The 25,127-nt window shown below is 72.1% G+C and carries 20 protein-coding genes and 2 tRNA genes; 15 read left to right on the top strand and 7 right to left on the bottom strand.

Translation table 11 applies throughout. The features are described 5' to 3' along the window. Positions 1-159: 159 nt before the first annotated feature. Together ACFVTC_RS23540 and ACFVTC_RS23545 are read left to right on the top strand one after the other, a co-directional pair. The gene (locus ACFVTC_RS23540) at positions 160-723 is read left to right on the top strand and encodes a SigE family RNA polymerase sigma factor (RefSeq protein WP_390130008.1); all 564 of its coding nucleotides are present in this window, start codon (positions 160-162) and stop codon (positions 721-723) included. Positions 724-938: 215 nt separating this feature from the next. Then, positions 939-2,615, top strand: a complete 1,677-nt coding sequence (locus ACFVTC_RS23545) for a long-chain fatty acid--CoA ligase (RefSeq protein ID WP_390130010.1) — start codon at positions 939-941, stop codon at positions 2,613-2,615. Between the two features lie 129 nt (positions 2,616-2,744). Here ACFVTC_RS23545 and ACFVTC_RS23550 read toward each other — a convergent pair whose 3' ends face one another. Beyond that, a complete protein-coding gene (locus ACFVTC_RS23550) occupies positions 2,745-6,977 on the bottom strand; it encodes a PAS domain-containing protein (protein WP_390130013.1) in 4,233 nt (1,410 codons plus the stop codon). Positions 6,978-7,227: 250 nt separating this feature from the next. Beyond that, complete coding sequence (locus ACFVTC_RS23555) at positions 7,228-7,857, bottom strand: SSI family serine proteinase inhibitor (protein WP_390130015.1); 630 nt, start codon at positions 7,855-7,857, stop codon at positions 7,228-7,230. Between the two features lie 232 nt (positions 7,858-8,089). On the opposite strand from ACFVTC_RS23555, the gene ACFVTC_RS23560 reads away from it, so the two are divergent. The 3 genes from ACFVTC_RS23560 (at position 8,090) to ACFVTC_RS23570 (ending at position 9,236) form a co-directional block, all read left to right on the top strand. Then, a tRNA-Ser gene (locus tag ACFVTC_RS23560) sits at positions 8,090-8,180 on the top strand. Between the two features lie 192 nt (positions 8,181-8,372). Further along, positions 8,373-8,445: transfer RNA gene (locus tag ACFVTC_RS23565), tRNA-Arg, on the top strand. A gap of 293 nt (positions 8,446-8,738) precedes the next feature. Next, positions 8,739-9,236, top strand: a complete 498-nt coding sequence (locus ACFVTC_RS23570) for a YcxB family protein (RefSeq protein WP_390130018.1) — start codon at positions 8,739-8,741, stop codon at positions 9,234-9,236. Positions 9,237-9,509: 273 nt separating this feature from the next. Here ACFVTC_RS23570 and ACFVTC_RS23575 read toward each other — a convergent pair whose 3' ends face one another. Together ACFVTC_RS23575 and ACFVTC_RS23580 are read right to left on the bottom strand one after the other, a co-directional pair. Further along, entirely contained in the window at positions 9,510-10,571 is a 1,062-nt protein-coding gene (locus tag ACFVTC_RS23575; protein ID WP_390130019.1) for a CU044_5270 family protein, read from the bottom strand. After that, on the bottom strand, positions 10,568-11,206 hold the full coding sequence (locus ACFVTC_RS23580) for an RNA polymerase sigma factor (RefSeq protein ID WP_390130021.1): 639 nt from the start codon (positions 11,204-11,206) through the stop codon (positions 10,568-10,570). Before ACFVTC_RS23580 ends, ACFVTC_RS23575 begins: the two co-directional genes overlap by 4 nt. Before the next feature lie 174 nt (positions 11,207-11,380). Here ACFVTC_RS23580 and ACFVTC_RS23585 point away from each other — a divergent pair, with 174 nt between their 5' ends. After that, positions 11,381-11,977, top strand: coding sequence for a TetR/AcrR family transcriptional regulator (locus tag ACFVTC_RS23585; protein ID WP_390130022.1), 597 nt, complete (start codon positions 11,381-11,383; stop codon positions 11,975-11,977). A 151-nt stretch (positions 11,978-12,128) separates the two neighbouring features. Here ACFVTC_RS23585 and ACFVTC_RS23590 read toward each other — a convergent pair whose 3' ends face one another. Then, positions 12,129-12,542, bottom strand: a complete 414-nt coding sequence (locus tag ACFVTC_RS23590) for a DUF1398 family protein (RefSeq protein WP_390130025.1) — start codon at positions 12,540-12,542, stop codon at positions 12,129-12,131. A 96-nt stretch (positions 12,543-12,638) separates the two neighbouring features. On the opposite strand from ACFVTC_RS23590, the gene ACFVTC_RS23595 reads away from it, so the two are divergent. The 9 genes from ACFVTC_RS23595 (at position 12,639) to ACFVTC_RS23635 (ending at position 23,650) form a co-directional block, all read left to right on the top strand. After that, positions 12,639-13,091 carry a MarR family winged helix-turn-helix transcriptional regulator gene (locus tag ACFVTC_RS23595; RefSeq protein WP_390130027.1) on the top strand — a complete coding sequence of 151 codons (453 nt, stop codon included), beginning with the start codon at positions 12,639-12,641 and terminating at the stop codon, positions 13,089-13,091. 224 nt (positions 13,092-13,315) lie between these two features. Then, the gene (locus ACFVTC_RS23600) at positions 13,316-14,140 is read left to right on the top strand and encodes a BRO family protein (RefSeq protein ID WP_390130029.1); all 825 of its coding nucleotides are present in this window, start codon (positions 13,316-13,318) and stop codon (positions 14,138-14,140) included. A gap of 118 nt (positions 14,141-14,258) precedes the next feature. Continuing rightward, complete coding sequence (locus ACFVTC_RS23605; RefSeq protein ID WP_390130032.1) at positions 14,259-15,131, top strand: DUF2797 domain-containing protein; 873 nt, start codon at positions 14,259-14,261, stop codon at positions 15,129-15,131. 107 nt (positions 15,132-15,238) lie between these two features. Next, entirely contained in the window at positions 15,239-16,231 is a 993-nt protein-coding gene (locus ACFVTC_RS23610) for an amidohydrolase family protein (protein WP_390130033.1), read from the top strand. A gap of 98 nt (positions 16,232-16,329) precedes the next feature. Beyond that, positions 16,330-17,070 carry a response regulator transcription factor gene (locus ACFVTC_RS23615; RefSeq protein WP_390130035.1) on the top strand — a complete coding sequence of 247 codons (741 nt, stop codon included), beginning with the start codon at positions 16,330-16,332 and terminating at the stop codon, positions 17,068-17,070. Then, positions 17,067-18,722, top strand: coding sequence for a sensor histidine kinase (locus tag ACFVTC_RS23620; RefSeq protein WP_390130037.1), 1,656 nt, complete (start codon positions 17,067-17,069; stop codon positions 18,720-18,722). Before ACFVTC_RS23615 ends, ACFVTC_RS23620 begins: the two co-directional genes overlap by 4 nt. Before the next feature lie 14 nt (positions 18,723-18,736). Then, positions 18,737-20,308 carry a glycosyltransferase gene (locus ACFVTC_RS23625; RefSeq protein WP_390130039.1) on the top strand — a complete coding sequence of 524 codons (1,572 nt, stop codon included), beginning with the start codon at positions 18,737-18,739 and terminating at the stop codon, positions 20,306-20,308. Then, positions 20,305-22,578, top strand: a complete 2,274-nt coding sequence (locus ACFVTC_RS23630; protein ID WP_390130041.1) for an ArnT family glycosyltransferase — start codon at positions 20,305-20,307, stop codon at positions 22,576-22,578. Before ACFVTC_RS23625 ends, ACFVTC_RS23630 begins: the two co-directional genes overlap by 4 nt. Before the next feature lie 286 nt (positions 22,579-22,864). Further along, on the top strand, positions 22,865-23,650 hold the full coding sequence (locus tag ACFVTC_RS23635) for a TetR/AcrR family transcriptional regulator (protein WP_390130044.1): 786 nt from the start codon (positions 22,865-22,867) through the stop codon (positions 23,648-23,650). Between the two features lie 121 nt (positions 23,651-23,771). Here the strand turns inward: ACFVTC_RS23635 and ACFVTC_RS23640 are convergent, their stop codons facing one another. Next, entirely contained in the window at positions 23,772-24,242 is a 471-nt protein-coding gene (locus tag ACFVTC_RS23640; RefSeq protein WP_390130046.1) for a PPOX class F420-dependent oxidoreductase, read from the bottom strand. A gap of 58 nt (positions 24,243-24,300) precedes the next feature. After that, a complete protein-coding gene (locus ACFVTC_RS23645; protein ID WP_390130048.1) occupies positions 24,301-25,122 on the bottom strand; it encodes a YceI family protein in 822 nt (273 codons plus the stop codon). Positions 25,123-25,127 lie beyond the last annotated feature (5 nt).

The raw sequence follows: 25,127 nt of genomic DNA on the forward strand, positions 1-25,127 counted from the left end.
CCGCCGTACGGGTCTCTCAGGGGTGAACCCTCAGGGTGTGGGTGCCGCTCGTCCACCCTCAGGAGGTGGAGCCGACCCCCCTCCTACAACCTGAGGGGGACATCGCTTCGGGACCTCCGGCCGATCCGAAGGAGTAGGGGTCACTCCTAGCGTGGAGTCATGACCACACCCGTCTGCACCAGCGGTGCGAACGTCGCGACGCGGACCTTCCCGTACCCGTCGTACCCGTCCTACCCGTCGTTCGCGTCGTACATGAAGGCTCGTCAGCCGGTGCTGCTGCGTACCGCCCGGTCACTGACCCCCAACCCGAGCGACGCGGAGGATCTGCTGCAGACCGCGCTGACCAAGACGTATGTCGCGTGGGAGCGGATCGAGGACCACCGGGCGCTCGACGGTTACGTACGGCGGGCGCTGCTGAACACGCGTACGTCGCAGTGGCGCAAGCGCAAGGTCGACGAGTTCGCGTGCGACGAGCTGCCGGAGCCCGAGGGGGTGCCGGCCGGGGACCCCGCCGAGCAGCAGGCGCTGCGCGACGCGATGTGGCGCGCGATCATGAAGCTGCCGGCGCGGCAGCGGGCCATGGTCGTCCTGCGGTACTACGAGGACCTGAGCGAGGCACAGACGGCCGAGGTGCTCGGCGTCTCCATCGGGACGGTGAAGTCGGCCGTGTCGCGGGCGCTGGGCAAGCTGCGTGAGGATCCCGAACTGGAGCCCGTGCGCTGACTCCGGACCGCAGCTCTGCGGTCCTCCCCTCCGACACCTCCTCCGGGTCCCTCCTGCGGTGCCTCCTGCGGTGCCTCCTGCGGTGCCTCCTGCGGTCCCCTCGCGGCTGTCTGCACGGCCGTCCGACCCCTGTGACTTGATCGATCACCCGGACCTAGTGACATACCACGCGGTATGTGAGCAGAATCAGCGCAACCCTTACCACCGCGTAGGCAATGTCGCCCCGGGAGGACGCCGTGCTGAGCACGATGCAGGACGTACCACTGCTGATCTCGAGGATCCTGACCCACGGGTCGGCCATCCACGGCACATCACAGGTGATCACCTGGACGGGTGAGGGAGAGCCGCAGCGCCGTTCCTACGCCGAGATCGGTGCCCGCGCGGCCCAGCTGGCGCACGCGCTGCGCGAGGATCTCGCAGTCGCGGACGACGACCGTGTCGCGACCCTCATGTGGAACAACGCCGAACATGTCGAGGCGTACTTCGCGATCCCCTCCATGGGCGCGGTCCTGCACACCCTCAACCTCCGGCTCCCCGCCGAGCAGTTGGTGTTCATCGTCCAGCACGCCGCCGACCGCGTGATCATCGCCAACGGCTCCCTGCTGCCCCTGCTCGCACCACTGCTCCCCCAGCTGCCGACGGTGGAGCACGTCGTCGTGTCGGGTCCCGGCGACCGTTCCCTGCTCGCCGGAGCGAGCGTGCGGGTGCACGAGTACGAGGAGCTCATCGCGGGGAAGCCGACCGCGTACGACTGGCCCGAACTGGACGAACGAGCCGCCGCGGCCATGTGCTACACCTCCGGCACGACCGGCGACCCCAAGGGCGTCGTCTACTCCCACCGCTCGATCTACCTGCACTCCATGCAGGTCAACATGACGCAGTCGATGGGCCTCACCGACGAGGACACCTCGCTCGTGGTGGTCCCGCAGTTCCACGTCAACGCGTGGGGGCTGCCGCACGCCACGTTCATGACCGGCGTGAACCTCCTCATGCCGGACCGCTTCCTGCAGCCCGCGCCGCTCGCCGAGATGATCGAGGCCGAGCGGCCGACGCACGCCGCGGCCGTCCCCACCATCTGGCAGGGACTGCTCGGCGAACTCATCGCCAAGCCCCGGGACGTCTCCTCCCTCACCCAGGTCACGATCGGCGGCTCGGCCTGTCCGCCCTCGCTCATGGATGCCTTCGACAAGCTGGGGATGCGGGTCTGCCACGCCTGGGGCATGACGGAGACGTCCCCGCTGGGCACCGTCGCCCGGCCGCCGGCCAGTGCCGTGGGCACCGCGGAGGAGTTGGTCTACCGCCTCACCCAGGGCCGATTCCCGGCCGGTGTCGAGGCCCGTCTCACCGGCCCCGGCGGCGAACGGCTGCCCTGGGACGGCGAGTCCGCGGGTGAGCTGGAGGTGCGCGGTCCGTGGATCGCCGGCGCGTACTACGGCGGCCAGGGCACCGAGCCTCTCCGGCCCGCCGACAAGTTCAGCGAGGACGGCTGGCTCAAGACCGGTGACGTCGGCACCATCAGCCACGACGGCTTCCTGACCCTCACCGACCGGGCCAAGGACGTCATCAAGTCGGGCGGCGAGTGGATCTCGTCGGTCGACCTGGAGAACGCGCTGATGTCCCACCCGGACGTCGCCGAGGCCGCCGTCGTCGCCGTCCCCGACGACAAGTGGGGCGAGCGCCCCCTCGCCACCGTCGTCCTCAGGGAGGGCTCCACCGCCGACTTCGCGACGCTGCGCGCCTTCCTCGCCGCCGAGGGCAGGATCGCCAAGTGGCAGCTCCCCGAGCGCTGGACGATCATCGGGGCGGTCCCCAAGACGAGCGTCGGCAAGTTCGACAAGAAGGTGCTGCGCAGGCAGTACGCCGAGGGCGAGCTGGACGTGACCAGGCTCTGACCCCCGTGCGTATGCCGGGCGCCCGCACGGCTCCCCGCCCGGCATACGCACCGGCCGTCACCGTACGGACGCGGCGGTCCGGTACGGACGCGGCGGCCCCCCGCGGACGCCGGAGCCCCGCGCGCGGGGTCAGTTGGTGCCGATCCGGGCCAGCAGGTCGACGATCCGGTCCTGGACCTCGGCGCTGGTCGAACGCTCGGCGAGGAACAGCACCGTCTCCCCCGCGGCGAGCCGCGGCAGTTCGGCCTGGTCGACGGCGGCGGTGTAGACGACGAGCGGGGTGCGGTTCAACTGCCCGTTCGCCCGAAGCCAGTCGACGATCCCGGCACGCCGGCGCCGTACCTGCATCAGGTCCATCACGACCAGGTTCGGCCGCAGCTGCGAGGCCAGCGTCACCGCGTCCTCGTCCGTGGACGCCCGCGCGACCTGCATGCCGCGCCGCTCCAGGGTCGAGGTCAGCGCGAGCGCGATCTCCGCGTGCTCCTCGATGAGCAGCACACGCGGCGGGTGCTGCTCGGAGTCGCGCGGCGCCAGCGCCTTCAGGAGCACGGCGGGATCGGCGCCGTACGCCGCCTCGCGTGTCGCCTGCCCGAGACCCGCCGTCACCAGCACCGGCACCTCGGCGGCGACGGCGGCCTGGCGCAGCGACTGGAGCGCCGTGCGGGTGATCGGACCGGTCAGCGGGTCGACGAAGAGCGCGGCCGGGAACGCGGCGATCTGCGCGTCGACCTCCTCGCGCGAGTGCACGATGACGGGCCGGTACCCGCGGTCGCTGAGCGCCTGCTGGGTCGTCACGTCCGGCGCGGGCCACACGAGCAGCCGGCGTGGATTGTCCAGCGGCTCGGGCGGCAGCTCGTCGTCCACGGGCCGCGGGTGCGGCTGGTCGGCGACCTCGACGGCGCCCCCGGGACCGTCCAGCGGTTCGGGGCCCTCGTCGGCGTTCTTGTCCGGCGCTCCTATGGCGTACGAACGTCCGGCACCGTCGGTGGCGCCGGGCAGCCGGGCCCCGGGGGCCTGACCGGCCGTCGGGTGCGCACGGGCCGCGGTCTCAGGGCGCTCGACGACGGGCTCCGGGGGCGTGCCGAGCTTGCGGCGGCGGCCGGAGCCGTTCGTCTGGTGCGGGGGAGGCGTGGCGGACTGCGCCTGCGCCGGTGCCTGCGCTCCGTTCGCGGCGGCCTGGCGGGCGAACGGGACACCCTGCCCCAGCGTCCGCACGCTGATCGCCCGGCCCTGCGTGGAGTTGGGGTCGACGGGCGCGGCGGCCTCGGCGGGCAGCGGCTGGGCGATCCGTGCCTGCGCCTGCGGCTGGGGTCGCAGCGGAGGCTGGGCCTGGGGCTGCGCGGGCAGTTCGGGCGGGAGGGGGGTGCCCGGCGCGGGGCTCTCCGGCCGGGGGGCGGCCACGGCGGGAGGTACGGGGGCCACGGGGGCGCCCGGCTGTACGGCGGCGGGGATCCCGGCACCGGAGGTGTCCTCGGTGTTCGGGGCCGGCCAGGTTCGGGGGGCCGCGGGCGCGGCGGCAGCGGCGGGCCGGGCCTGCGCGGGGAATCCCGGCACGGGGGGCGACTGGACCGGGACGCCGCCTTGCGCGGGTGCGCCCGTCGGACCGGGCGGGACGGCACCGCGCTGGACCTGAGCGGGCTGGACCTGCGGCGACGGGATGGCACCCGGCGGGATCGTGCCCGGCTGAGCCTGAGCCTGAGCCGGTGCCTGCTGTGCGTGGCGCCGGCCCGACGGTCCGGAAAGGGGATGCGGCTGGGGCGGGGTGTGCTCGTCGGCGGAGCCGGTGGACATCACGTCGTGACGGCCTGCGTCGCCGTGGTCGTACCCGGCGCCCGCGTCGCCGCCCTGCTCCAGGAGCCGCTGCTGGGCGAGTTGGGCCTGCTGTGCCTGCTGGGCCTGGATGTACTCGGGTGAGCGGTCCGCGTCCGCGGGCGGCAGCGCGAACACGGGACGGGCACCGGTCTCCTGGGCGGCCGCGGCGCGTTCGGCCGCGGCGGCCAGCGCGCGCCGGCGCCGCCCGCCGGCCTGCGTACCGGAACCCTCGGCGGACCCGCCGGCCTCGCGAAGCCCCTGGTCGCCCGGTGCGCCCGGTGCGCCCGGTGCGCTAGTCGCGACCTGCGTGCCCGGGGTGCCGGCGGCCACGGGCAGCGCGGGCGGCAGCGCGTGCTGTTCGCCGTCGCGCCGGGCACGCCGCCCGGACGACCCGGCTCCGGACGACCCGGACGGCACAGGCACTCCCCGCGGAGGCACCGTCCCGCCCAGCCCCGTACCCACGGCCGCGGTTCCCGCCCCGTGCTCTCCCGCCATGACGACCGCGCCCTCGGAGACGGCGTCGGTCCCGCCGTCACCCGTGTCCTCGACGGCACTCGGCCGCCCGCGCCGGCGGCCGGTACCACCGGAGCCGTCGTCACCGGAGAGCTCGGCGCCCGACCCTTGCGCGGGCACGGACGCCTCGCCGGTGTCCTGCTCACCGGCCGCGCGCCGACGGCGCCGTCCGGTGGGCGCGACCGCGCCGCTCTCGGGCGCCACAGGCTCCGCGGCGGCGACCTCGCTCTCCAGGAAGGCGTCCACGGAGGACCGCCGGGCCCGCCGCCTGCCGCCACCCTGGTGCGAGGCCTGCTCGGGCAGCGCCACCTCTGCGCCGGTGGAGGCCGGGGCCTCGATCTGCGGCATCGCCGTGACGGGGGGCACGACCGACCCGGCGCCGGTGCCGATGGGCACTTCCAGTACGAACGCGCTGCCGCTCATGCCGGGCACCTCGTGCGTCTGCAGCACACCGCCGTGCGCGCGCACGATCCCGCGCACGATCGGCTCGTGCACCGGGTCTCCCCCGGCGTACGGCCCGCGCACCTCGATCCGTACGACCTCGCCGCGCTGCGCCGCCGCGACCACGACGGTGTTGTCCATGTACCCGCCCGCGGACACCGGCGTGTTGCCGGTCGCGTCGACGCCCGCGACGTCCGCGACGAGGTGCGCGAGGGCCCTCGCCAGCAGCCCGGCGTCGACCTGGGCCTCGATGGGAGGCGCGTGCACGGCGAACTGCACGCGGCCGGGCCCGATCAGTTCGACGGCGCCGTCGACACCGGCCGCGACGACCGCGTCGAGCATGACGTTCGTACGGACGATCTGCTCGGCGCCGGAGTCGAGCCGCTGGTAGCCGAGCACGTTGTCGACCAGTGTCGTGATCCGCGAGTAGCCGGCGGCGAGGTGGTGCAGGACCTGGTTGGCCTCGGGCCACAGTTGACCGGCGTCGTCGGCGGCGAGCTTCGACAGCTCGCCGCGCAGCTGGTCGAGCGGCCCGCGCAGGGACTGCCCGAGCACGGCGAGCAGCTGGTCGTGCCGGGCGGCCAGCGCCTCGTAGCGGTCCTTCTCGCGCTCACCGAGCGCCGCGTACCGGTCGTCGCCCGCGGCGAGTTCCTCCTCGTGCCGCTCGCCCACCTCGGCCAGCTCGGCCGCGTGCCGCTCGCGCAGCGCGTCGAGTTCCTCGGCGTGCTCCTCACCGATCCGTGCGAGCTCCTCGGCGTGCCGGGTGGCCTCGGTGTCCTTCTCCTCGACGAGGGTGTCGTACGGCCGGCGGTCGGTGAAGGTCATCACGGCGCCGACGAGCTGGTCCCCGTCCCGGACCGGAGCGGTCGTGAGGTCGACCGGAACCTTGTCGCCGGACTTGGACCACAGCACCTGCCCGCGCACCCGGTGCTTGCGCCCGGAGCGCAGGGTGTCGGCGAGCGGGGACTCCTCGTACGCGAAGGTCTCACCGTCGGCGCGCGAGTGCAGGATGAGGGAGTGCAGGTCCTTGCCGCCGAGGTCGCTGGCCCGGTATCCGAGTATCTGGGCGGCCGCCGGATTGACCAGGACGACCCGCCCGTCCGTGTCCGTCCCGACGACGCCCTCGGCCGCGGCCCGCAGGATCATCTCGGTCTGGCGCTGTGAGCGCGCGAGTTCGGCCTCGGTGTCGACGGTGCCCGAGAGGTCGCGTACGACGAGCATGAGCAGTTCGTCGGCGGTGTAGCCGTGACTGTCGTAGGCCTGCTGGCCGTTCTCGAGGTTCGCGCTGGTGACCTCGACCGGGAACTCGCTCCCGTCGGTCCGCCGCGCGACCATCCGGGTCGGCTTGGTCCGCCCGCGCTCGTCGATGGTGTCGGGCCTGCGCATGGATCCGGGGATCAGCCGCGAGTCGAACTGCGGGAGCAGATCGAGCAGGCCCCGTCCCACCAGAGCGGTGCCGGGGGCCTCGAAGGCCTCCAGGGCGATGGTGTTGGCGTTGACGACGGTCCCATTGGCGTTGACCAGCACCAACGCATCGGGCAGGGCGTCCAGTATGGCTGCGAGGCGAGCAGCGCCTCGGGATGGCCTGCTGCTCACGAGACGCTTCCTCCCTGTTACCGCACCTTGCCGACCGCGAGGGCCATCTTGCCAACCTGCCCGCAGCGTGTCACGCGAGGGAGTCTACGGGCAGAGGCTGCGCTCGCGATGCCGGATGAGAGGGAGGTCGCACGCAGAACCGACGCGGATGAGACGTAGAACCTGTGAGCGCGCATTTCGCCCTCCCCCGACCATGAACCCGCTGTGCCCCGCCGCCGGGCGCCGGTGCGGTCCGGCAGCGGCCACCGTGTCACTGCCCGCCGGTGTCCGGCAGCAGCGGCACCAGGGCGTCCCAGCGGGCGATCTGGCATCCGTCGGCGCGGTCGAACCGGGCGTCGACGGGCCGGCCGGCCCAGGTCCCGGTCACATGGGCGGTGGCCGGCCCGCCGTAGAGCATCGTGCAGAGGGTGCCGGGCGCGACGGGGGCGAAGGGGTCCTTCCCCCAGGTCGTCCGCCGGTCGAGCGCCTCGCACGCCTGCTCGGGGGTGGGGTGACTGCCCCCGGCCGGATGACACCGCAGCTCGTACGTCCGGCCGCCGGTGTCTCCCACGTGGCGGACGGTGACGGTCAGCCGGTCCCCGGAGTCCTCCGCGCGGACCGGCGGGGGCATCAGGACGGCGGGGGCGAGGGCGGTACGCGGTTCCTGTGGGCGCGTGGCCTCCGTGTGCGGGCCTTCTCCCGACGTGGCGTCCGCGTGCGCGGCGGCGGGCACGGCGGACAGCACGGCGGAGACGGACACGGCGGTGGCCAGCGCGAGCCGGGAGGTGAGGAGAGGCCGCGGGACGGAAGAGGAGGAGGGAGGGCCGGGAGAGAACAGAGAGGCGAAGGAGGACAGGGGAGACAGGGGAGACAGGCGGAACAGGGAGGACAGAGAGAACACAGGGAACAGGGAAGAAGGAGAGACGGGAGAGGACCGAGGGGTGGGGGCGGAGCGACGCGACATGACCTGACTAACGCCCCGCGCCCCACGCGGTTGCGCGACGCCCCGTGGGCTTGGGGGACTTTGCTCTGCGGCCCGCCTGCCTAGTACCGTAGGAGCCGATTGGTGACAGCCCACCCGGCTGTGTCATCATCTGCAACGCACCACTCGCGCTCGCGCGGGCGGTAGTGCTGGAGGCGTCGCCTAGTCCGGTCTATGGCGCCGCACTGCTAATGCGGTTTGGGCCTTAAAGCCCATCGAGGGTTCAAATCCCTCCGCCTCCGCAGCAAGATCCGAAGCCCCGGTCCTTCTGGACCGGGGCTTCGGCGTTACGGCCCACAGAAGTGCGTTTGCCCAGCTCACAAGGGGTGCGGCCAATGGATTTCACATGGCGGCGGCAGTCATGTAATGTTCTTCCTGTCGCCGCGAGCGGGTCGAAAGCCCGGAAGCGAGACACCAGCACAACAAGAGAACAAGCACTCGTAGCTTAACGGATAGAGCATCTGACTACGGATCAGAAGGTTGCAGGTTCGAATCCTGCCGAGTGCACAGCAGACCAGAGGCCCTGTGGAGAGATCCGCAGGGCCTCTGGCTTTTTGCTTTGACGACAGGGCTCTGGACGGATCGGTCAATGACGTTCATACAGGCGGCACTTCGGGTCCACAAGGACGCGTTCGCCCCGCCTGCCGATGGACGGCGACCGGGCTCCGGCGTGGATCGTCGGTGTCTGGTGGATCTTGTTATGACGCCCCTGATCTGCCTGAGACCCGCTGATTAGGATCCGGCTCATGGACACCAGGGGCGGGGATTCTTCGGATCAGGAAACGGACCGTAGTGCGGCCGTGGAGCTCATCTACCGGCCGACGGCCGGGGACTTCGAGGAGGCGCTCCGCGCGCGGGCCCGTCGGTCGACGGCGGGCCGGGCGCAGGCGCTCACGGCACCGCTGGTGGCGGCAGCCGCCGTGACCGTCTTCTCCGTCCTCCAGGACGCCCCGCTGCCGGTGTGGATCATCTCGCTGGTGCTCTCCGTGACGGCCGCGTGCTGGGGCACTGTACGAGGGCTGCGGACCATGGCACGGCGGATGTTCAGTGTCGTGGAGCCGTACGGGCGGTGCCGCATGGTGGCCGACGAGCGCGGCGCGGTCAGCACCGGTGAGCGAGCGTCCTTCACTGTGGACTGGACGGTGTTCCGGGAGTATCTGGAGACGCCCGGACTCTTTGTGCTGCTGGGCGGTGACCGCGCGGCCGGTGTCGCGGTGCTGCCCAAGAGGGGGGCCCGGGAGCACGCGGACGTGGACCGGCTTCGGGCGATCTTGGACCGGAACCTGAAACGGCTTTAGACGGCGGCATGGACACCGGCCGTACGTTCATCATCGTCCGGGCCGTGGCCGTCACCCCTCAGCGCATCCCCGACTCGACCGAACGCCGAGTGCCGCGAGTCGAGGCGGACGGAGGTGCGGATGTCCGTGGTCGGTGGCGGAGATGAGCAGGGAGGCGCCGCGGAACGGGAGGCGTGGCTCTCGGGCAGTCGCCCGCAATGGCTCCGGACGGGGGACGCGTCCGCCCGGCTGCTGGGTGAGGGGCAGCGGCCGGGCGGTTGGTCGGTGCGGGGGTCAGGCGCGGGCGCCTGCGGGGAGGTCGCCCATCTTGTTCACGACGGCGCGGGAGAGGACCGCGCTGGTGCCGGTGAGCATGCCCGCCTTGCCCATCGGGGTGTCCTTGACGAGGTAGCTGCGCTCGCCGAGGAACAGGTGGGTGTCGCGGTCGAAGATGTACTCGGTGCGTTCGCCGCCGGAGACGTGGGCGATGGCCTCGCCGTGCCGGCCGGCCGCGTCGGTGGCGTCCTTGACGAGGACGACGCCGGGGATCTTCGCGGCGGCCCGCCAGATGGCGGCGGTCGTGTTCGCGGGGACGATCGACTCGGACACGGTGTCGCCGACCCAGTTGAACGCGGCCGCGTCCTTGCCGGGGGCCTGGCCGCGGGTGGCGGAGTAGATCTGCTTCAGCAGGGTGTCGGGGTCGGTGGACAGCGAGGCGATCTGGGGGACGGTGCCCGGCCTCGGGGGCTCGGACGCCGCGCCGGGGTTGACCACGCCCGCGCCGCTGTTGTGGATCGTGATGTTCTGGCCGCCCTCGTGGATGAGGCCGTTCTTGGAGGGGTCGGCGGCCAGCCACACCTGGCGCTGGTGGACGGCGTCGAGCTTGGCCGCGCCGCCGATGGTGCGCTGCTTGACCTGGTGGGTGAAACCGACCTTGCTCTTGACGTAGATGAACTGGTGGGCGCCCACGGACGGGGTCTTCTGCTTGCTCGCCGCGTCCGCGACCTGGCTCAGGAAAGCCGTGGCGCCGTGGGCCGAGGCGGGCTGCACGGTGATGACCGACGCCATCGCCACACTGTCATCAGCGGTCCCCGTGCCGGAGCCGGTGACGCTGACCGCGACGGCCGCGGCGACCGCCAGTGCGGCGGCAGGCGCGGCGATCAGGGTCCAGCGCGGCATGCCGCGCTTCGCGGCGGGAGACGGCTGTACCTGCGTGCCGGTCCGGGTGACTTCCTGCATCAGATATTCCTCGAGACGTTGAGACCGGGCGGGAGAGAGGCCAGGCGTGCCGGGGCGCGGCAGCAGGTGCGACAGCTCCTGGCGTTCGACCTCGTCACCATGCGTCGGAGCGTTCATCGGGCTTTCTCCTGTATCGACCGGACCGCGGGTGTGCGGTCGCCCTGTATCTGTCGGACGGGCGCAGGGGGTTCCACTGTCTTTTTCACGCGCTTCAGTTCCTGCTCGGTCAGTTTGAGCAGACGCCCCCGTGCGCGTGACAGACGGGAGCGGACGGTGCCGACCGGGATGCCCAGGGCCTCGGCGGCCGCGTTGTAGCTGAGGTCGGACCAGACGCACAGCATGAACACGTCGCGGTCCCCGCGGCGCAGCCTGCCCACCGCCGCTCGGGCGGCCGCGAGCCTTTCGCTGTCGTCGATGCGCTCGGCGACCTCGTCGGCGAAGTCCGGGACCGTCTCGGATGCCGGGAAGCGGGCCAGGGTCTGCTGGTGTCTGCGCGCTGCACGGCCGCGGTTGCGCAGGACGTTGGTGGCGATGCCGTAGACCCAGGGGCGGACGCTCTCGTCACCGTCCCGCAGTCGCTCCCGCAGCCGCCACACTTCCAGGAACGTCAGTGACACGGCGTCCTCGGCGGCCGACCAGTCGCCCGTGGCGCGGTAGGCGTGCGCGTAGATCGCCTGGCCCAGATCCTGGTACAGCTGGCGGAAGGCTTCTGGATCGCCGGCTCGCAGGCGAGCTCGCAAGGATTGCTTCACACGGGTACCTGTCAGGTGAACCGGGGCAGTTCCCGTGAGGTAGGTCACTCGGACGGGACCGCGGCTGGAGCGGGAGAGGCTGGTGAACCGACCCTCGGTCTCAGTTCTTGACTCTTTCGTCAACAAAGTTAGCCTTTATGGACGAATGGGTCAAGTAAGCGTATGCTCGCCACCATGGGGCGACCTCGGAAGTTCGACGAGCAGCAGGTACTGGACACGGCCCGGGAGCAGTTCTGGGCGGGTGGATACGCCGCCACGCGCATGGACGACATCGCGGCGGCGACGGGCCTCGGCAAGGGCAGCCTGTACGGCGCGTTCGGCGGCAAGCAGGATCTCTTCCACCGCGTGTTCGACGACTACTGCAGGTCGGTCGTCGATGCCACCGCCCAGCAGCTGCGCGGCGACGACGAGCACGCGTACGCACGGCTGTCCGCGCACCTCCACGCGGTGGCCGCGGCCACGGCCGCGGACACCGCCCAGCGCGGGTGCCTGCTGGCCAAGGGCACCGCCGAGCTGGCCGAACACGACAAGACCGTGGCCGAGCGGGCACACGCGGCCGTCGAGGCACTGAGCGCGCTGCTGGAGGACGACATCGCCGCCTGCCAGCGCAACGGCGACCTCGCCCCGGACGCGGACCCCGGAAAGCTGGCCGCGCTGGTGCTCGCCGTACTGCGCGGCATCGAAGCACTGGGCAAGGCCGGGACCGACGAGGAGACGCTGACGGACATCGCCAGCACCGCCCTCGCCGTACTGCCCCGCCCCACGGACTGACGGTCGGTCCTGCGGATCAGAGGGCCGTGGGCTCGAATCCTGCCGAGTGCGCACAGGTGAGAGGCCCCGGAGCGATCCGGGGCCTCTCACCTGTGCGGGCCGTACGGATACTTCCGGGCCGTACGGACGGGGGCGTCCGGGACGCGGCCCGTCAGATCTCGACGGCCGGGTAGGTCTCGGTGTAGCTGTCGCCGTCGGCTCCGTAGTAGACGCACCGTCGCGCGTCGAGGTCGACGTCGTACCGGACGACGCCGGCCTTCCAGCAGCCCTGGACGAACTCGGGAAACGTGCTGTCGCCCGCCTGATCGGCACGGAGTGCGGCGAGGAGCGCCGGGCGGTCGAACGGCGTGACGTCGACCATGCCGGCGACCAGGGGCTCGCTCTGGACGGCGACGGCTCCGGCGTCGGTGAGGTAGAGCATGGTGTTCGACGGCACGGTCATCCGGCAGTGGGTGACCCCGGCCTGCCGAAGGGCTTCCGCGAGGTAAGGGAACCCGCCCTCCTCGGGGCGGATGGCGGCGGCGCGGTCCAGGGCGGCCCGCAGGCGGTCGGTCGCGGTGTTCATGGCGTCTCCGGGGAGGGTGATCGGCGGGCTTTCGCTTCCTATACTGACAGTAAGTTCACAGAGTGACAACATGTTGTCAATTGAGGAGGGTGTGGCATGCCGGACGAGATCGCGTTGCTGGTGGCGGACGTGTTCGAGGCGGCCGGACTCCTGCGCAGGTCAGGTGAGGCGATCGCCGCGACCGAGGGGCAGACGCAAGCCCGCTGGCAGCTCCTGAGCGCTGTCTCCGGGAGTTCGCAGACCGTGGCACAAGCGGCCCGCCGCCTCGGCGTCACCCGGCAAGGGGTCCAGCGCGTCGCGAACGATCTGGTGGCCGAGGGCCTCGCAGCCTTCGGGCCCAATCCCGATCACCGCGGTTCGCCGCTCCTCGCCCTCACGCCCGACGGCCGTCGCGTGCTGGACGGGATCACGGCCCGCGCCGACGAGGTCCACCGCACACTCGCCGCCGACATTCCGCCGGGAGAGATCGCCGGTGCCCGCGCGTCGCTGCGCCGTCTCATCGAGCAGGTGCGCCGACACGAAGCCGGCGGCCGGGCGCCGGGTGCGTGACGTCCGGCCTCGGACGTGACGTCCGGCCTCGGACCCCTGCCGCCCGGCCGGGGTCTCCGGCCCACCCGGCCCACCCGGCGCGCCGGCCCGGTCCGGTCGGCGGGTCTTCGGGGTGGGGTACTTGCGACGAATCGATCCTTCTGTCGCCTATCGGGTGAACGTCATTGATTTCTACGGGAGTTGCATGCTTCCTCGCCTAATTTCCGGCGTGGAGGTGATGCTCGATGTACGAGCAGGACGCGATCGACATCAACGACTTCGTGTTCGCGGCGACCGGGGCGCGGGTCCGGAGGGTGACGTTGCCGGACGGGGAGCACTGGTTTCCGGCGGCGGACGTGGCCAGGGTCCTCGGGTACACGAACACCCGCCAGGCCCTTCTCCGGCATGTCGCGGCAGAGTGCCGGCAGAGTCTGGAGGATCTCGCGCGAAGCGTCCGCGGCGCGGACGCCTTCAGCGGGATCGCGGGTCACAGATTCAAGAAGTCGATGACGATGGTGAATCTGCAGGGGCTCGTCAGGCTCGTCAACGGGTGTGCCAAGCCCGAGTGCGATCCCTTCAAGGCGTGGGCGGCCGAGGCCGTCGTGAGCATCCAGCGCGACGGCTGCTACGCCCTCGAACCGGCGCCCGTGCAACCCGCCTCCGACGGGGGCGTCGCCTACGCAGTGCCTCAACAGGTCGCCGATGCCCTCGTACGGTTCGAGGAGCGGAACATCCTGGCGGACGAGGTACTCGCGGCGCGGGCGGCGGCGCGCGACGCCCTGGTGACCGGGCGCGCGGCGGCGCCGGCCGAGGGCGACCGGCCGGCGGCCCGGCGTGAGCGGCCGGCGGCGGAGCCGAACCGGCCGCCGCGGGAGTCCGGCCGTGGCCGGCGTGCGGTGGCCCGGGGCCAGGACGCGCTCGCGCGAAGCCAGGAGGTGATCAGGCGCAGACAGGAGATGATCGCCCGGAGCCAGGACGTGATGGCGGCCGCCCTGGGACGCATGGCCGAGTCGTTGGACCGGATCGCCGGGCGGATGGGGGCGGGGGCCGGGGCGAGAAGCCGCCGGTGACGACTCCGCGGGAGCGGTGCGTACGCGCGGAGGCGTTCGAGGGTGGGCGTGGGCGTGGGCGGGCGCGGCGCGGGTGGACCGGGCGCGTTGTCAGTGGCAGCGCCTAGGCTCGTCAGTGATGGCACAGACGTGGAGATGTTCGGGTCTGCGGTGGTCGGCGGCCGGTCCCGTGCTGGTGTGGGGTGGCGGGCGGGAGAGTGCGCTGACCACGGGCAGGAGTGTCGCCTTCACGGTGGCGGGCGGCGGCGGGCGGACGTGCGTGGGGGCCCGGGGCAACGCGTGCCCCGTGCGGGCGGCCGTGCCGGGGCGGAGTACGGGGGCGCGGTGCGAGGAGTGCGCGCGCCTGGACCGTGCGCACTCGGTGGCGGCCGACACGATGGCCGACGACCCGCGTCCGTACCGCGTGTATCTCGCCTGGTTCGGACCGGGGATGGTGAAGGTCGGCATCACCGGCTCGGCACGCGGATCGGCGCGGCTGCTGGAGCAGGGAGCCCTCTGTTTCAGCTGGCTGGGAGAGGGACCGTTGATGGCCGCGCGGCGGACCGAGGAGTTGCTGCGGGCCGCGCTGGGGGTGCCGGACCGGATCCGGTACGCCGACAAGCGAAGGGCGCGGGCGGCGCTGCCGGACGCGGCTGGGCGGCTGGAGGAGATCCGGGAACTGCACGCGCGCGTCGCGGAGCTCGACGGCTGGCCCGACTCCCTGGATCGGGCGCCGTTCCGGGCAGTCGACCACGTGGAGGTGTTCGGGCTCGACGGAGTCCCGGCAGCCGTGGGCGCGGTGAGCGAGCTGACCGGAGGCGGCGCGGTGAGCGGTGAGCTGGTGGCCGCCGCCGGCCCCGATCTGCATCTGGCGACCGCGAGGGGAGTGGTCGTACTCGACACCCGGCTCATGACCGGGTGGGACCTGGCCGCGGGGGCGGGCGGATTCACCGTACCCGTACGGGAGTTCCGAGAGGCGGAGGCCGCCGTGGTGCAGGACGGCCTGTTCTGAGAGGGCGCTCGGGCGGCCGGGAGCGTGAGGCCAGGAGCCGGCCTCCTCGGGGTTCTTTTGGGAAAGGGGGTGGACCGGCGGTGACACCGACGACCATGGTGGGTGACATGAGCGATCAACCCCGGACACCGGTGGACGTCCAGCGCGGCGGGGGGTCCGACCTGCGCACGGCTGACGGGGAGGACGTACGGAGGTTCTGGGAGCGGCTCGGTCTCCCGGGTCTCGTCGACGTCCACACCCATTTCATGCCCGAGCGGGTCCTGCGCAAGGTGTGGGACTACTTCGACGGGCTCGGCCCGCTGACCGGCGGCATCGAATGGCCCATCACCTACCGCGGCGACGAGGACGAACGGCTGGCGCTGATCCGGGAGTTCGGTGTACGGGCCTTCACCGCGATGCTCTATCCGCACAAGCCCGGCATGGCGCGATGGCTCAACTCCTGGGCCGTCGGCTTCGCGCGCCGCACGCCCGACTGCCTCCACACCTCCACCCTCTTCCCCGAGCCGGACGCCGAGGCGTACGTGCGGGAGGCGGTGGAACAGGGCGCCCGCGTCTTCAAGGCACACGTCCAGGTGGGCGCGTACGACCCGGCCGACCCGCTCCTCGACTCCAGTTGGGGGCTGCTCGCCGAGGCCGGGATCCCCGTGGTGATGCACTGCGGGTCCGGACCCGCACCCGGCAAGTACACCGGGCCCGAGCCGGCCGGCCGGGTCCTCGCCCGGCACCCCCGGCTGCGGCTGATCGTCGCGCACCTGGGGATGCCCGAGTACGAGGAGTTCCTCCGTCTCGCCGAGCGGTACGCCGAGGTGCGGTTCGACACGACGATGGCGTTCACGGACTTCAGCGAGCGGCTCGCGCCGTTCCCACGGGAGGCGTCGGCCCTGCTCGCCGCCCTCGGCGACCGGATCCTGCTCGGGACCGACTTCCCGAACATCCCGCATCCCTACGCCCATCAACTGCACGCCCTGGAACGGCTCGAGCTGGGGGACGACTGGCTGCGGGCGGTCTGCTACGAGAACGGGGCGCGTCTCTTCGGGATCGCGCCCCCGCGCGCGGACGGCATCGCACCCCCGTCCGCGGGCGCCCCGGGAACCGCGTGATCCCCTCAGGGGTTCCCTGAGAGGCACCTGTGTGTTTCTCAGAAAAATCACAGGTCTCCGAAAGGATGTTCTCAGCGGCGCCCAGCAAGGTGTCCGCTATGACCACGACCTCGCCCCAGGGGCGTACCGAACTGCTGAGGCCGGACGGGAGCCCCGTCCGAGTCCTGGTGGTGGACGACGAGCTGTCGATCACCGAACTCCTGTCCATGGCCCTTCGTTACGAAGGGTGGCAGATCCGCAGCGCGGGTGACGGACAGGGCGCGGTGCAGAGCGCGCGCGAGTTCCGCCCCGACGCCGTGGTGCTGGACATGATGCTGCCCGACATGGACGGGCTCGCGGTCCTGGGGCGGCTGCGCCGTGAACTGCCGGACGTGCCCGTCCTCTTCCTCACCGCGAAGGACGCCGTCGAGGACCGCATCGCCGGTCTGACGGCCGGCGGTGACGACTACGTCACCAAGCCGTTCAGCCTGGAAGAGGTCGTGGCGAGGCTGCGCGGACTGATCCGCCGCTCCGGTGCCGCCGACCGGCGCTCCGACTCGACGCTGGTCGTCGGGGATCTCACCCTGGACGAGGACAGCCACGAGGTGTTCCGGGCCGGGGACGGCATCCACCTCACCGCGACCGAGTTCGAACTGCTCCGTTTCCTCATGCGCAACCCCCGGCGCGTGCTCAGCAAGGCGCAGATACTCGACCGCGTGTGGTCCTACGACTTCGGTGGCCAGGCCAACGTCGTCGAGCTGTACATCTCGTATCTGCGCCGCAAGATAGACGCGGGGCGCGAGCCGATGATCCACACCCGGCGCGGAGCCGGTTACCTGATCAAGCCCGCGGTGTCATGAGCGGACGACGACGGCCGCGTGCGCAGGTGCGGGGACGACAGCCGCGCACCCTGCGGACGCGGCTCGTCGTCTCCGCGGTGACGTTGATCGCGGTGGTGTGCGCGGTGATCGGTACGGTGACGACCCTCGCCCTGCGCTCTTATCTCTACCAGCAGTTGGACGACACGCTGGGGGAGGTCGGCAAGCGAGCCACCGGCCCGTTCAAACCGGGGGGCGGGAACCAGGCCGATGGCACCGGGATACCCCCGAACGCCCGGTCCGACGGCGCCGGCACCGTGTCGACCGACGTCTTCGACTTCCTCACCAGGGGGCCGAACCAGGAGGACACCATCGGTGCCGCCGTGTCGAACGGCGTGATCACCCGGGCGGTCGTCTCCGAGCAGCAGGACACCACCACCGTCGGCAGCGTCCCGGGCATGGACACCAAGGATCTCGGCGCCGCCCAGAAGGCCGCGCTCGCCACCGCGCCGAGGACCGGCACGCACAACGTGGACGTCCCGGGCCTCGGCGAGTACCGCGTCAAGTACCAGGAAGGCCCCCGGGGCGCCTACTACGTCGCCATCCCCACAAGGACCGTCACCAACACCGTCAACACCCTGATCCTCGTCGAGGTCAGCGTCACCGCCGCCGGTCTCATCGCCGCGGGTATCGCCGGCAGCGTCCTCGTCGGGCTCGCCCTGCGCCCCCTGCGCAAGGTCGCCTCCACCGCCACCCGCGTCTCCGAACTCCCCCTGCACACAGGCGAGGTCACCCTCTACGAACGGGTCCCGGAGTCGGAGGCCGACCCGCACACCGAGGTCGGGCAGGTCGGCGCCGCGCTCAACCGCATGCTCGACCACATCCACAGCGCCCTGCACGCACGTCAGCAGAGCGAGACGCGCGTCAGGCAGTTCGTCGCGGACGCGAGTCATGAGCTGCGTACACCGCTGGCGTCGATCCGGGGTTACGCCGAGCTGACCAGACGCGGCCGCGAGGAGACCGGGCCCGACACCCGGCACGCCCTCGGCCGGATCGAGTCCGAGGCCGGCCGGATGACGGGACTGGTGGAGGACCTGCTGCTGCTCGCACGCCTCGACGCCGGACGCCCGCTCCAGTACGACGGCACCGACCTCGTACCGCTCGTCATCGACGCCGTGAGCGACGCACGGGCGGCCGGCCGCGACCACGACTGGCGGCTCGAACTTCCGGAGGAGCCCGCGCTGGTCCTCGCGGACGCCGCCCGTCTGCAACAGGTCATGGTCAACCTGTTCGCGAACGCCAGAACGCACACCCCGCCCGGTACGACCGTGACCGCACGCGTGCACCGGCACGGACCGTGGCTGTGCGTGGACGTCCAGGACGACGGACCCGGCATCCCGCCCGGACTGCTGCCCCGCGTCTTCGAACGCTTCGCGCGCGGCGACTCCTCGCGCTCCCGCGCCTCCGGCTCGACCGGTCTCGGGCTCGCCATCGTGCAGGCCGTCGCCTCCGCGCACGGGGGCGCCGTCACCGTCGACAGCGTGCCGGGCAGGACGGTGTTCACCCTGCACCTGCCGGCGCTCACCGACGACCCGATCGCGGCAACGACCCCGCGAACAACCGTGGAGACAAAGGCGCGACGGCACTCACAGCCACAGCACAGCGCCACCACATGGGTGCGACAGGGCGTCTGACCAGAGTCGTTCCCATGCGAACCGACTCTTCTCCCGGCACCCTGCCGGCGCGGGAGCACCTCCCGGCCGGGTCCGCCGGTACGCCTGTCCTGGACGTAGTGATCCCCGTCTACAACGAGGAGAAGGACCTCCAGCGGTGTGTGATGAGACTCCACGAGCATCTCGAGCGCACCTTCCCGTACCCGTTCCGCATCACGGTCGCGGACAACGCGTCGACGGACACCACTCCCCGGGTGGCCGCCCGCCTGGAGTCACGGATACCGGAGGTCCGGTCCCGCCGGCTCGAACAGAAGGGCCGAGGACGCGCGCTGCACACCGTGTGGTCGGCCTCGGACGCCCCGGTCCTCGCCTACATGGACGTGGACCTGTCCACCGATCTCAACGCCCTGCTGCCGCTGGTGGCCCCGCTGATCTCGGGCCACTCCGACCTCGCCATCGGCTCCCGGCTCGCCCGGAGTTCACGCGTGGTGCGCGGCGCCAAGCGGGAGTTCATCAGCCGCGGCTACAACCTGATCCTGCGCGGCTCGCTGCAGGCCCGCTTCTCGGACGCGCAGTGCGGGTTCAAGGCGATCCGCCGTGATGTCGCGCAGGTGCTGCTGCCGCTGGTCGAGGACACCGGCTGGTTCTTCGACACCGAGATGCTGGTGCTCGCCGAGCGTGCCGGACTGCGTATCCACGAGGTGCCGGTCGACTGGGTCGACGACCCGGACTCGACGGTGCGCATCGTGCGGACGGCGACCGACGACCTGAAGGGCGTGTGGCGCGTGGGGCGCGCCCTCGGCACCGGATCGCTGCCGCTGGACCGGCTCGCGCGGCCCTTCGGGGACGACCCGCGCGACCGCGACCTCACCGACGTGCCGGGGGGCCTCGCCCGCCAACTGGTCGGCTTCTGTGTGGTGGGCGCCCTGTCGACGCTCTTCTACCTGTTGCTCTACAGCGGCTTCCGGTCCTTCTGCGGCTCACAGGCCGCCAACGCGCTCGCCCTGCTGGTCTCGGCGGTCGCCAACACCGCCGCCAACCGGCGGCTGACCTTCGGGGTCCGCGGCCGTGGCGGCGCGGTCCGCCACCAGGCGCAGGGCCTGGTCGTCTTCGGGATCGGCCTCGCGCTCACCAGCGGATCGCTCGCCGCTCTGAACGCGGCCACGAGCAGCCCGGCGCACTCCACCGAGCTGGCGGTACTGATCGCCGCGAACCTGGCGGCCACCGTGCTGCGGTTCCTGCTCTTCCGCGCCTGGGTCTTCCCGGACCGGCGCGACGGCGCGAGCGACGGTACGTCGTCCACGGTGGTGGCGTCGCACACCCCGGCCCCGGCCCCGCCCCCGTACGCGACGGCCCCCGCCCGGCAGGGCCCCCGGCGTCCACAGGGGTCCCCTCTCCCGGCGGCGACGCGACCCCGGCACGGCAACGCGTACGGCAGCGCGCACGACGGCGCGTACGGCAACGCCTACGACAACGACACCCACGACAACACCCGGGACACCGACGAGTTCCGCGCCCGTGACGCCGCGGACCGCGCCCGGGGGGACGCCACCATGCGACTGCAACCGGTGCGCCCGCACGATCACGACCCGAGGGACGCACGATGACCACTCAGCCCGACATGAGCCGTCAGCCCGACACGAGCCGTCAGCCCGACGCGCATCCCTCCGCGGAGCCGGCTCCCGTGCCGCGTCCGCCGACCGGCCAGGGTGATACGCCTCCGCGAGAGCCCTCCGCGCCCGGCGCCCTTGCCTGGCCCGGTGAACCCCGGCGGCCCTTCCTCCACCGCGTCCGGCGAGGTCGGCCCGAGGACCCGCGCTGGGTGCGCCCCGCCTTCGCCGGACTGCTCGTCGCCACCACGCTGCTCTACCTCTACGGCCTGAGCGCCTCCGGCTACGCCAACTCCTTCTATTCGGCGGCCGTCCAGGCCGGCAGCCAGAGCTGGAAGGCCTTTTTCTTCGGCTCGCTCGACTCGGCCAACGCCATCACCGTCGACAAGCCCCCGGCCTCGCTGTGGCCGATGGCCCTGTCGGTGCGGATCTTCGGCCTCGGCTCGTGGGCGATCCTCGTCCCCCAAGCGCTCATGGGCGTCGCCACGGTCGGTGTCCTGTACGCGGCCCTGCGCCGCCGGTTCGGCCCGGCGGCCGGCCTGATCGCGGGCGCGGTCTGCGCGCTGACCCCCGTCGCCGCGCTGATGTTCCGGTTCAACAACCCGGACGCGATGCTCGCGCTGCTGATGACCGTCACGGTCTACTGCGTGATCCGCGCTCTGGAGGACGGCCGGACGAAGTGGCTCGTGTGGGCGGGCGTCGCGGTGGGCTTCGCGTTCCTCGCCAAGACGCTCCAGGCGTTCCTGATCCTGCCGCCGCTGGCCGTGCTGTACGCGGTCTGCGCGCCGGTGGGCGTGCGGAAGAGGTGCGCGCAGATCGGCCTCTCGGCGGGGGCGATGCTCGTCGCAGGCGGTTGGTGGGTCGCGATCGTCGAGCTGTGGCCCGCGTCCTCGCGCCCGTACATCGGCGGCTCGCAGAACAACTCGTTCCTGGAGCTGACCTTCGGCTACAACGGTCTCGGCCGCATCAACGGCGACGAGACCGGCAGCGTCGGCGGTGGAGGTGGAGGTGGCGGCGGTGGCACCGGGATGTGGGGCGAGACCGGCTGGAACCGGATGTTCGACTCCGAGATCGGCGGCCAGATCTCGTGGCTGCTCCCGGCGGCCCTGATCCTGCTGGTGGCCGGCCTCGTCCTCACCCGGAAGGCGGGCCGGACCGACCTGACCCGCGGCTCGTTCCTGGCCTGGGGCGGATCGCTGTTGATGACCATGGCCGTCTTCAGCTACATGGCCGGGATCTTCCACCAGTACTACACGGTGGCCCTGGCCCCCTACATCGCGGCCGTCGTCGGCATGGGCGCGACGGTGCTGTGGGAGGAGCGGGGCAAGGTGTGGGCGTCGCTCACCCTGGCCGGCGCGGTCACCGCGTCCGCGGTCTGGGGGTACGTCCTCCTCAACCGCACCCCCGACTACCTGCCCTGGCTCAAGTGGCTGGTCCTCCTCGGCGGTCTGACGGGCGCGCTCGGCCTGATCTTCGTGACCCGGCTCGGCCGCCATCTGGCGCTCGCGGCCGCGGGGTTGGGCTTCGCGGCCGCGGTCGCGGGCCCGACGGCGTACACGCTCTCCACGGTGGACGCCGGGCACTCCGGCTCGATCGTGACGGCCGGTCCGTCCGGGGCGAGCACGATGGGCGGTCGCGGTGGTCCCGGCGGCGGTGTGCGGGGCGGCTTCCCCGGCGGCGGCCGGAACCAGCCGAACGGCAACGGCACCCAGCAGAACGGGCAGCAGGGCGGTGGCACGGGCGGTCCCCCGACGGGCGGCACCGGTGGCTTCCCCGGCGGGAACCAGCAGGGCAACGGGAACACCCAGGGCAATGGCGGTACCCAGGGCCAGAACCGGCAGGGCGGCATGCCCGGCGCCGGCGCGGGTGACGGCCGCATGGGCGCAGGCGGCGCCGGCGGTCTGCTGAACGGCGCGACCGTCGGCTCCGCGGCCAGGACGCTGCTGTCGAAGAACGCCGACGACTACACCTGGGCGGCCGCGGCCGTCGGCTCCCAGAACTCGGCGAGCTACCAACTGGCCACCGGGAAACCCGTGATGGCGATCGGAGGCTTCAACGGCACCGACCCGTCCCCCACTCTGGCCCAGTTCAAGAAATACGTGGCCGACGGCAGGATCCACTACTTCATCTCGGGCGGCGGTATGGGCGGCGGCGCCTCGGGCAACGCCTCCGCCTCCTCCCGGATCAGCTCGTGGGTCACGGCCAACTTCAAGAAGGTGAGCGTCGGTTCGGCCACCTTCTACGACCTGACGCGGCCGACGGGCTGACGGACCGACCCCGAGGCCCTGACCGGGCGGTGGCCCGGAGCGATCGAGCTCCGGGCCACCGTCCGTTCCCTTCCCCGCGGTTCCACGCCGTTGCGTGCCTCGCCGCGCCGACGGCACGGGGATCGGCGGACCGCCCGGCCGCGGCGTTGCCACGACGTGCGGAGAGGGCGGACTCCGCGAGGGCGGTTTCCGCGTGACGCGCGCTTAGCATCGGGGAGGACGGACCGGAACGTTCCGGCCCTCCGTCGCGAGTGACCGCAGTCCCCCGCTCCGAGGAAGGTACGCCATGGTGAGGGCAGCCGGCCGGGCCGAGCGTCCGGCGCGGACCAGTGTCTGGCTGGAGGGAAAGGCCCCCCGGGGCGGGGCGGCACGCGGCGGTGGTCAGCCCTCGGGGCTCGACCGGGACCGGATCACCGAGGTCACGGTAGGGCTGCTGGACGCCGAGGGGATGGCGCGGTTCTCCATGCGACGGCTGGCCGCCGAACTGAACGTCACCGCGATGTCCGTGTACTGGTACGTGGACACCAAGGACGACCTGCTCGAACTCGCCCTCGACGCGGTATTCGGTGAACTCGACCTGCCCGACGCCGAGTCGGGCGAGGACTGGCGCGACCAGCTGCGGTCCGTGGCCACCGGCTACCGCGCGCTGCTGGTCCGGCACCCCTGGGTGTCACCGCTCATCGGCACGTTCCTGAACATCGGCCCGCACTCCATGGCCTTCTCGCTCTGCGTCCAGAAGGTGGTCCGCAGTACGGGCCTGCCCCCGCACGGGCAGATGGGCGCGCTCTCGGCGGTCTTCCAGTTCGTGTACGGCTTCGGCACCATCGAGGGCCACTTCGTGCAGCGCTGCGCCTCGGCGGGCATGAGCCAGGAGGAGTACTTCCGCCAGGCCATGAGCACGATCAGCGAACAGCCGCAGTTCTCGGTCAACCTCGAGAGCGCCGCGGACCTGATGGAGGCCCGCGGCGGTGACACGGTCGAGGAGATGCGCGAACGGGACTTCACGTTCGCCCTGGAGACACTGATCGCGGGCATCGAGACCATGGTGGCCCGCGGCGCGGACACGCCGTAGGGCGTGTTGCGAAAGCCGCGTCTGCCTCGCGACTTCCGCAACACACCCTGGTCGTTCCGTCCGGGGCGGATGTCGCCCGCCGCGGCCCCGGCGGCCCCGGTGGCCCGGGGGCGCTCCCCGGCTACTCCGGGGACGCGAGACGCGCCGGGAAACCGCCCGTCGCGACCGGGCCCCACTTCTCGGGGGTGATCCGGATGATCGACTTCCCCTGCTTGAGCATCGCCGCGCGGTACTCGTCCCAGTCCGGGTGCTCGCCCGCGATGTTCCGGTAGTACTCGACGAGCGGTTCCACTGAGTCCGGCGGGCCGATGACCTCGGCGGTGCCGTCGATCTGGACCCACGGCCCGTCCCACTCGTCGCTCAGCACGATCAGGCTGACCCGCTCGTCCCGCTTGGCGTTGCGGGTCTTGGCGCGCTCGGGGTACGTCGAGACGACTACGCGGCCCGCGTCGTCGACCCCGCAGGTCAACGGCGAGCCCTGGGGGCTGCCGTCGGCCCGTCGGGTGAGCAGGACGGCGCGGTGGCGGGGGCGGACGAAGTCGAGCAGTTCGTCGCGGGATACGGAGGTGTTCGTCGCGATGTTCGGTGCCATGGGGGCAGCCTAAGGGCTGTCCCGCGCCCGGGAACGGGGCGCCGCGGGGGGTGTCACCTCACATCTGGGGCAGCGTCCCGCCCTGTACCGCCTGCACGTCCAGCTCCACCTTCAGCGTGGTGCCGATCGCGGAGATGCCCGCCTGGACGACCTGGTTGTAGTTCATCGCGAAGTCCTCGCGGTGGAGTTGTGCCGTCGCCCGGAAGGCCGCGCGGGTGCCGCCCCACGGGTCCGCGCCCGTGCCCAGGTAGGCGAGGTCCAGGTCCACCGGGCGCACGACGCCGTGCAGGGTGAGTTCGCCGTGGACGGTCCAGCGGTCGGAGCCGGCCGGGGTCAGGCCGGTGGACCGGTAGGTGATCAGCGGGTACGTCTCGACGTCCAGGAAGTCGGGGGACCTCAGATGGCCGTCGCGCATCCCGTTGCCGGTGTCGATGGAGGCCGCCTGGATCACCGCCTCCACCCGGGACTCGGCCACCTCGTCCGGGGCGATCTCGATGGTGGCCGAGAAGTCGGTGAACCGGCCGTGCACGCTGGAGATTCCCAGGTGCTGGGCGACGGCCCCCACCGAGGAATGGGCGGGGTCGACGGTCCACGGGCCGGGCGGCGGCAGCTCGGTGCCGCCCTGCCGGGCGAGGACCACGGTGCCGACCTCGGCCCGTCCGCCGGCCGTGACGATCGCGCTGGAGGCGGCGGGCGCGTACCCGACCGCGGTGACGATCACGGTGTACGCGCCGGGCGTCAGCGCACCCGCGTCCCGTACGGCGCCCTCGGCGTCCGCCTCCGCCCGCAGCACCTGTGTCCCGGTCATGTCGGTCACCGTGACGACCGCGTGCGACACGGCCCATCCGTCCCGCGTACGGATCCGTGCGGTCAGTCCCATCCCGT

Source organism: Streptomyces sp. NPDC057950, from assembly GCF_042887295.1.
Taxonomy (GTDB): Bacteria; Actinomycetota; Actinomycetes; order Streptomycetales; family Streptomycetaceae; genus Streptomyces; species Streptomyces kaempferi.

Bases quoted from the DNA above. Each gene is read 5' to 3' on its own strand.
- ACFVTC_RS23625 (WP_390130039.1), top strand. From the start codon at position 18,737: ATGCGAACCGACTCTTCTCCCGGCACCCTGCCGGCGCGGGAGCACCTC.
- ACFVTC_RS23635 (WP_390130044.1), top strand. From the start codon at position 22,865: ATGGTGAGGGCAGCCGGCCGGGCCGAGCGTCCGGCGCGGACCAGTGTC.
- ACFVTC_RS23630 (WP_390130041.1), top strand. From the start codon at position 20,305: ATGACCACTCAGCCCGACATGAGCCGTCAGCCCGACACGAGCCGTCAG.
- ACFVTC_RS23540 (WP_390130008.1), top strand. From the start codon at position 160: ATGACCACACCCGTCTGCACCAGCGGTGCGAACGTCGCGACGCGGACC.
- ACFVTC_RS23575 (WP_390130019.1), bottom strand. From the start codon at position 10,571: ATGAACGCTCCGACGCATGGTGACGAGGTCGAACGCCAGGAGCTGTCG.
- ACFVTC_RS23645 (WP_390130048.1), bottom strand. From the start codon at position 25,122: ATGGGACTGACCGCACGGATCCGTACGCGGGACGGATGGGCCGTGTCG.
- ACFVTC_RS23545 (WP_390130010.1), top strand. From the start codon at position 939: ATGTCGCCCCGGGAGGACGCCGTGCTGAGCACGATGCAGGACGTACCA.
- ACFVTC_RS23600 (WP_390130029.1), top strand. From the start codon at position 13,316: ATGTACGAGCAGGACGCGATCGACATCAACGACTTCGTGTTCGCGGCG.
- ACFVTC_RS23595 (WP_390130027.1), top strand. From the start codon at position 12,639: ATGCCGGACGAGATCGCGTTGCTGGTGGCGGACGTGTTCGAGGCGGCC.
- ACFVTC_RS23605 (WP_390130032.1), top strand. From the start codon at position 14,259: ATGGCACAGACGTGGAGATGTTCGGGTCTGCGGTGGTCGGCGGCCGGT.
- ACFVTC_RS23640 (WP_390130046.1), bottom strand. From the start codon at position 24,242: ATGGCACCGAACATCGCGACGAACACCTCCGTATCCCGCGACGAACTG.
- ACFVTC_RS23590 (WP_390130025.1), bottom strand. From the start codon at position 12,542: ATGAACACCGCGACCGACCGCCTGCGGGCCGCCCTGGACCGCGCCGCC.
- ACFVTC_RS23585 (WP_390130022.1), top strand. From the start codon at position 11,381: ATGGGGCGACCTCGGAAGTTCGACGAGCAGCAGGTACTGGACACGGCC.
- ACFVTC_RS23610 (WP_390130033.1), top strand. From the start codon at position 15,239: ATGAGCGATCAACCCCGGACACCGGTGGACGTCCAGCGCGGCGGGGGG.
- ACFVTC_RS23615 (WP_390130035.1), top strand. From the start codon at position 16,330: ATGACCACGACCTCGCCCCAGGGGCGTACCGAACTGCTGAGGCCGGAC.
- ACFVTC_RS23620 (WP_390130037.1), top strand. From the start codon at position 17,067: ATGAGCGGACGACGACGGCCGCGTGCGCAGGTGCGGGGACGACAGCCG.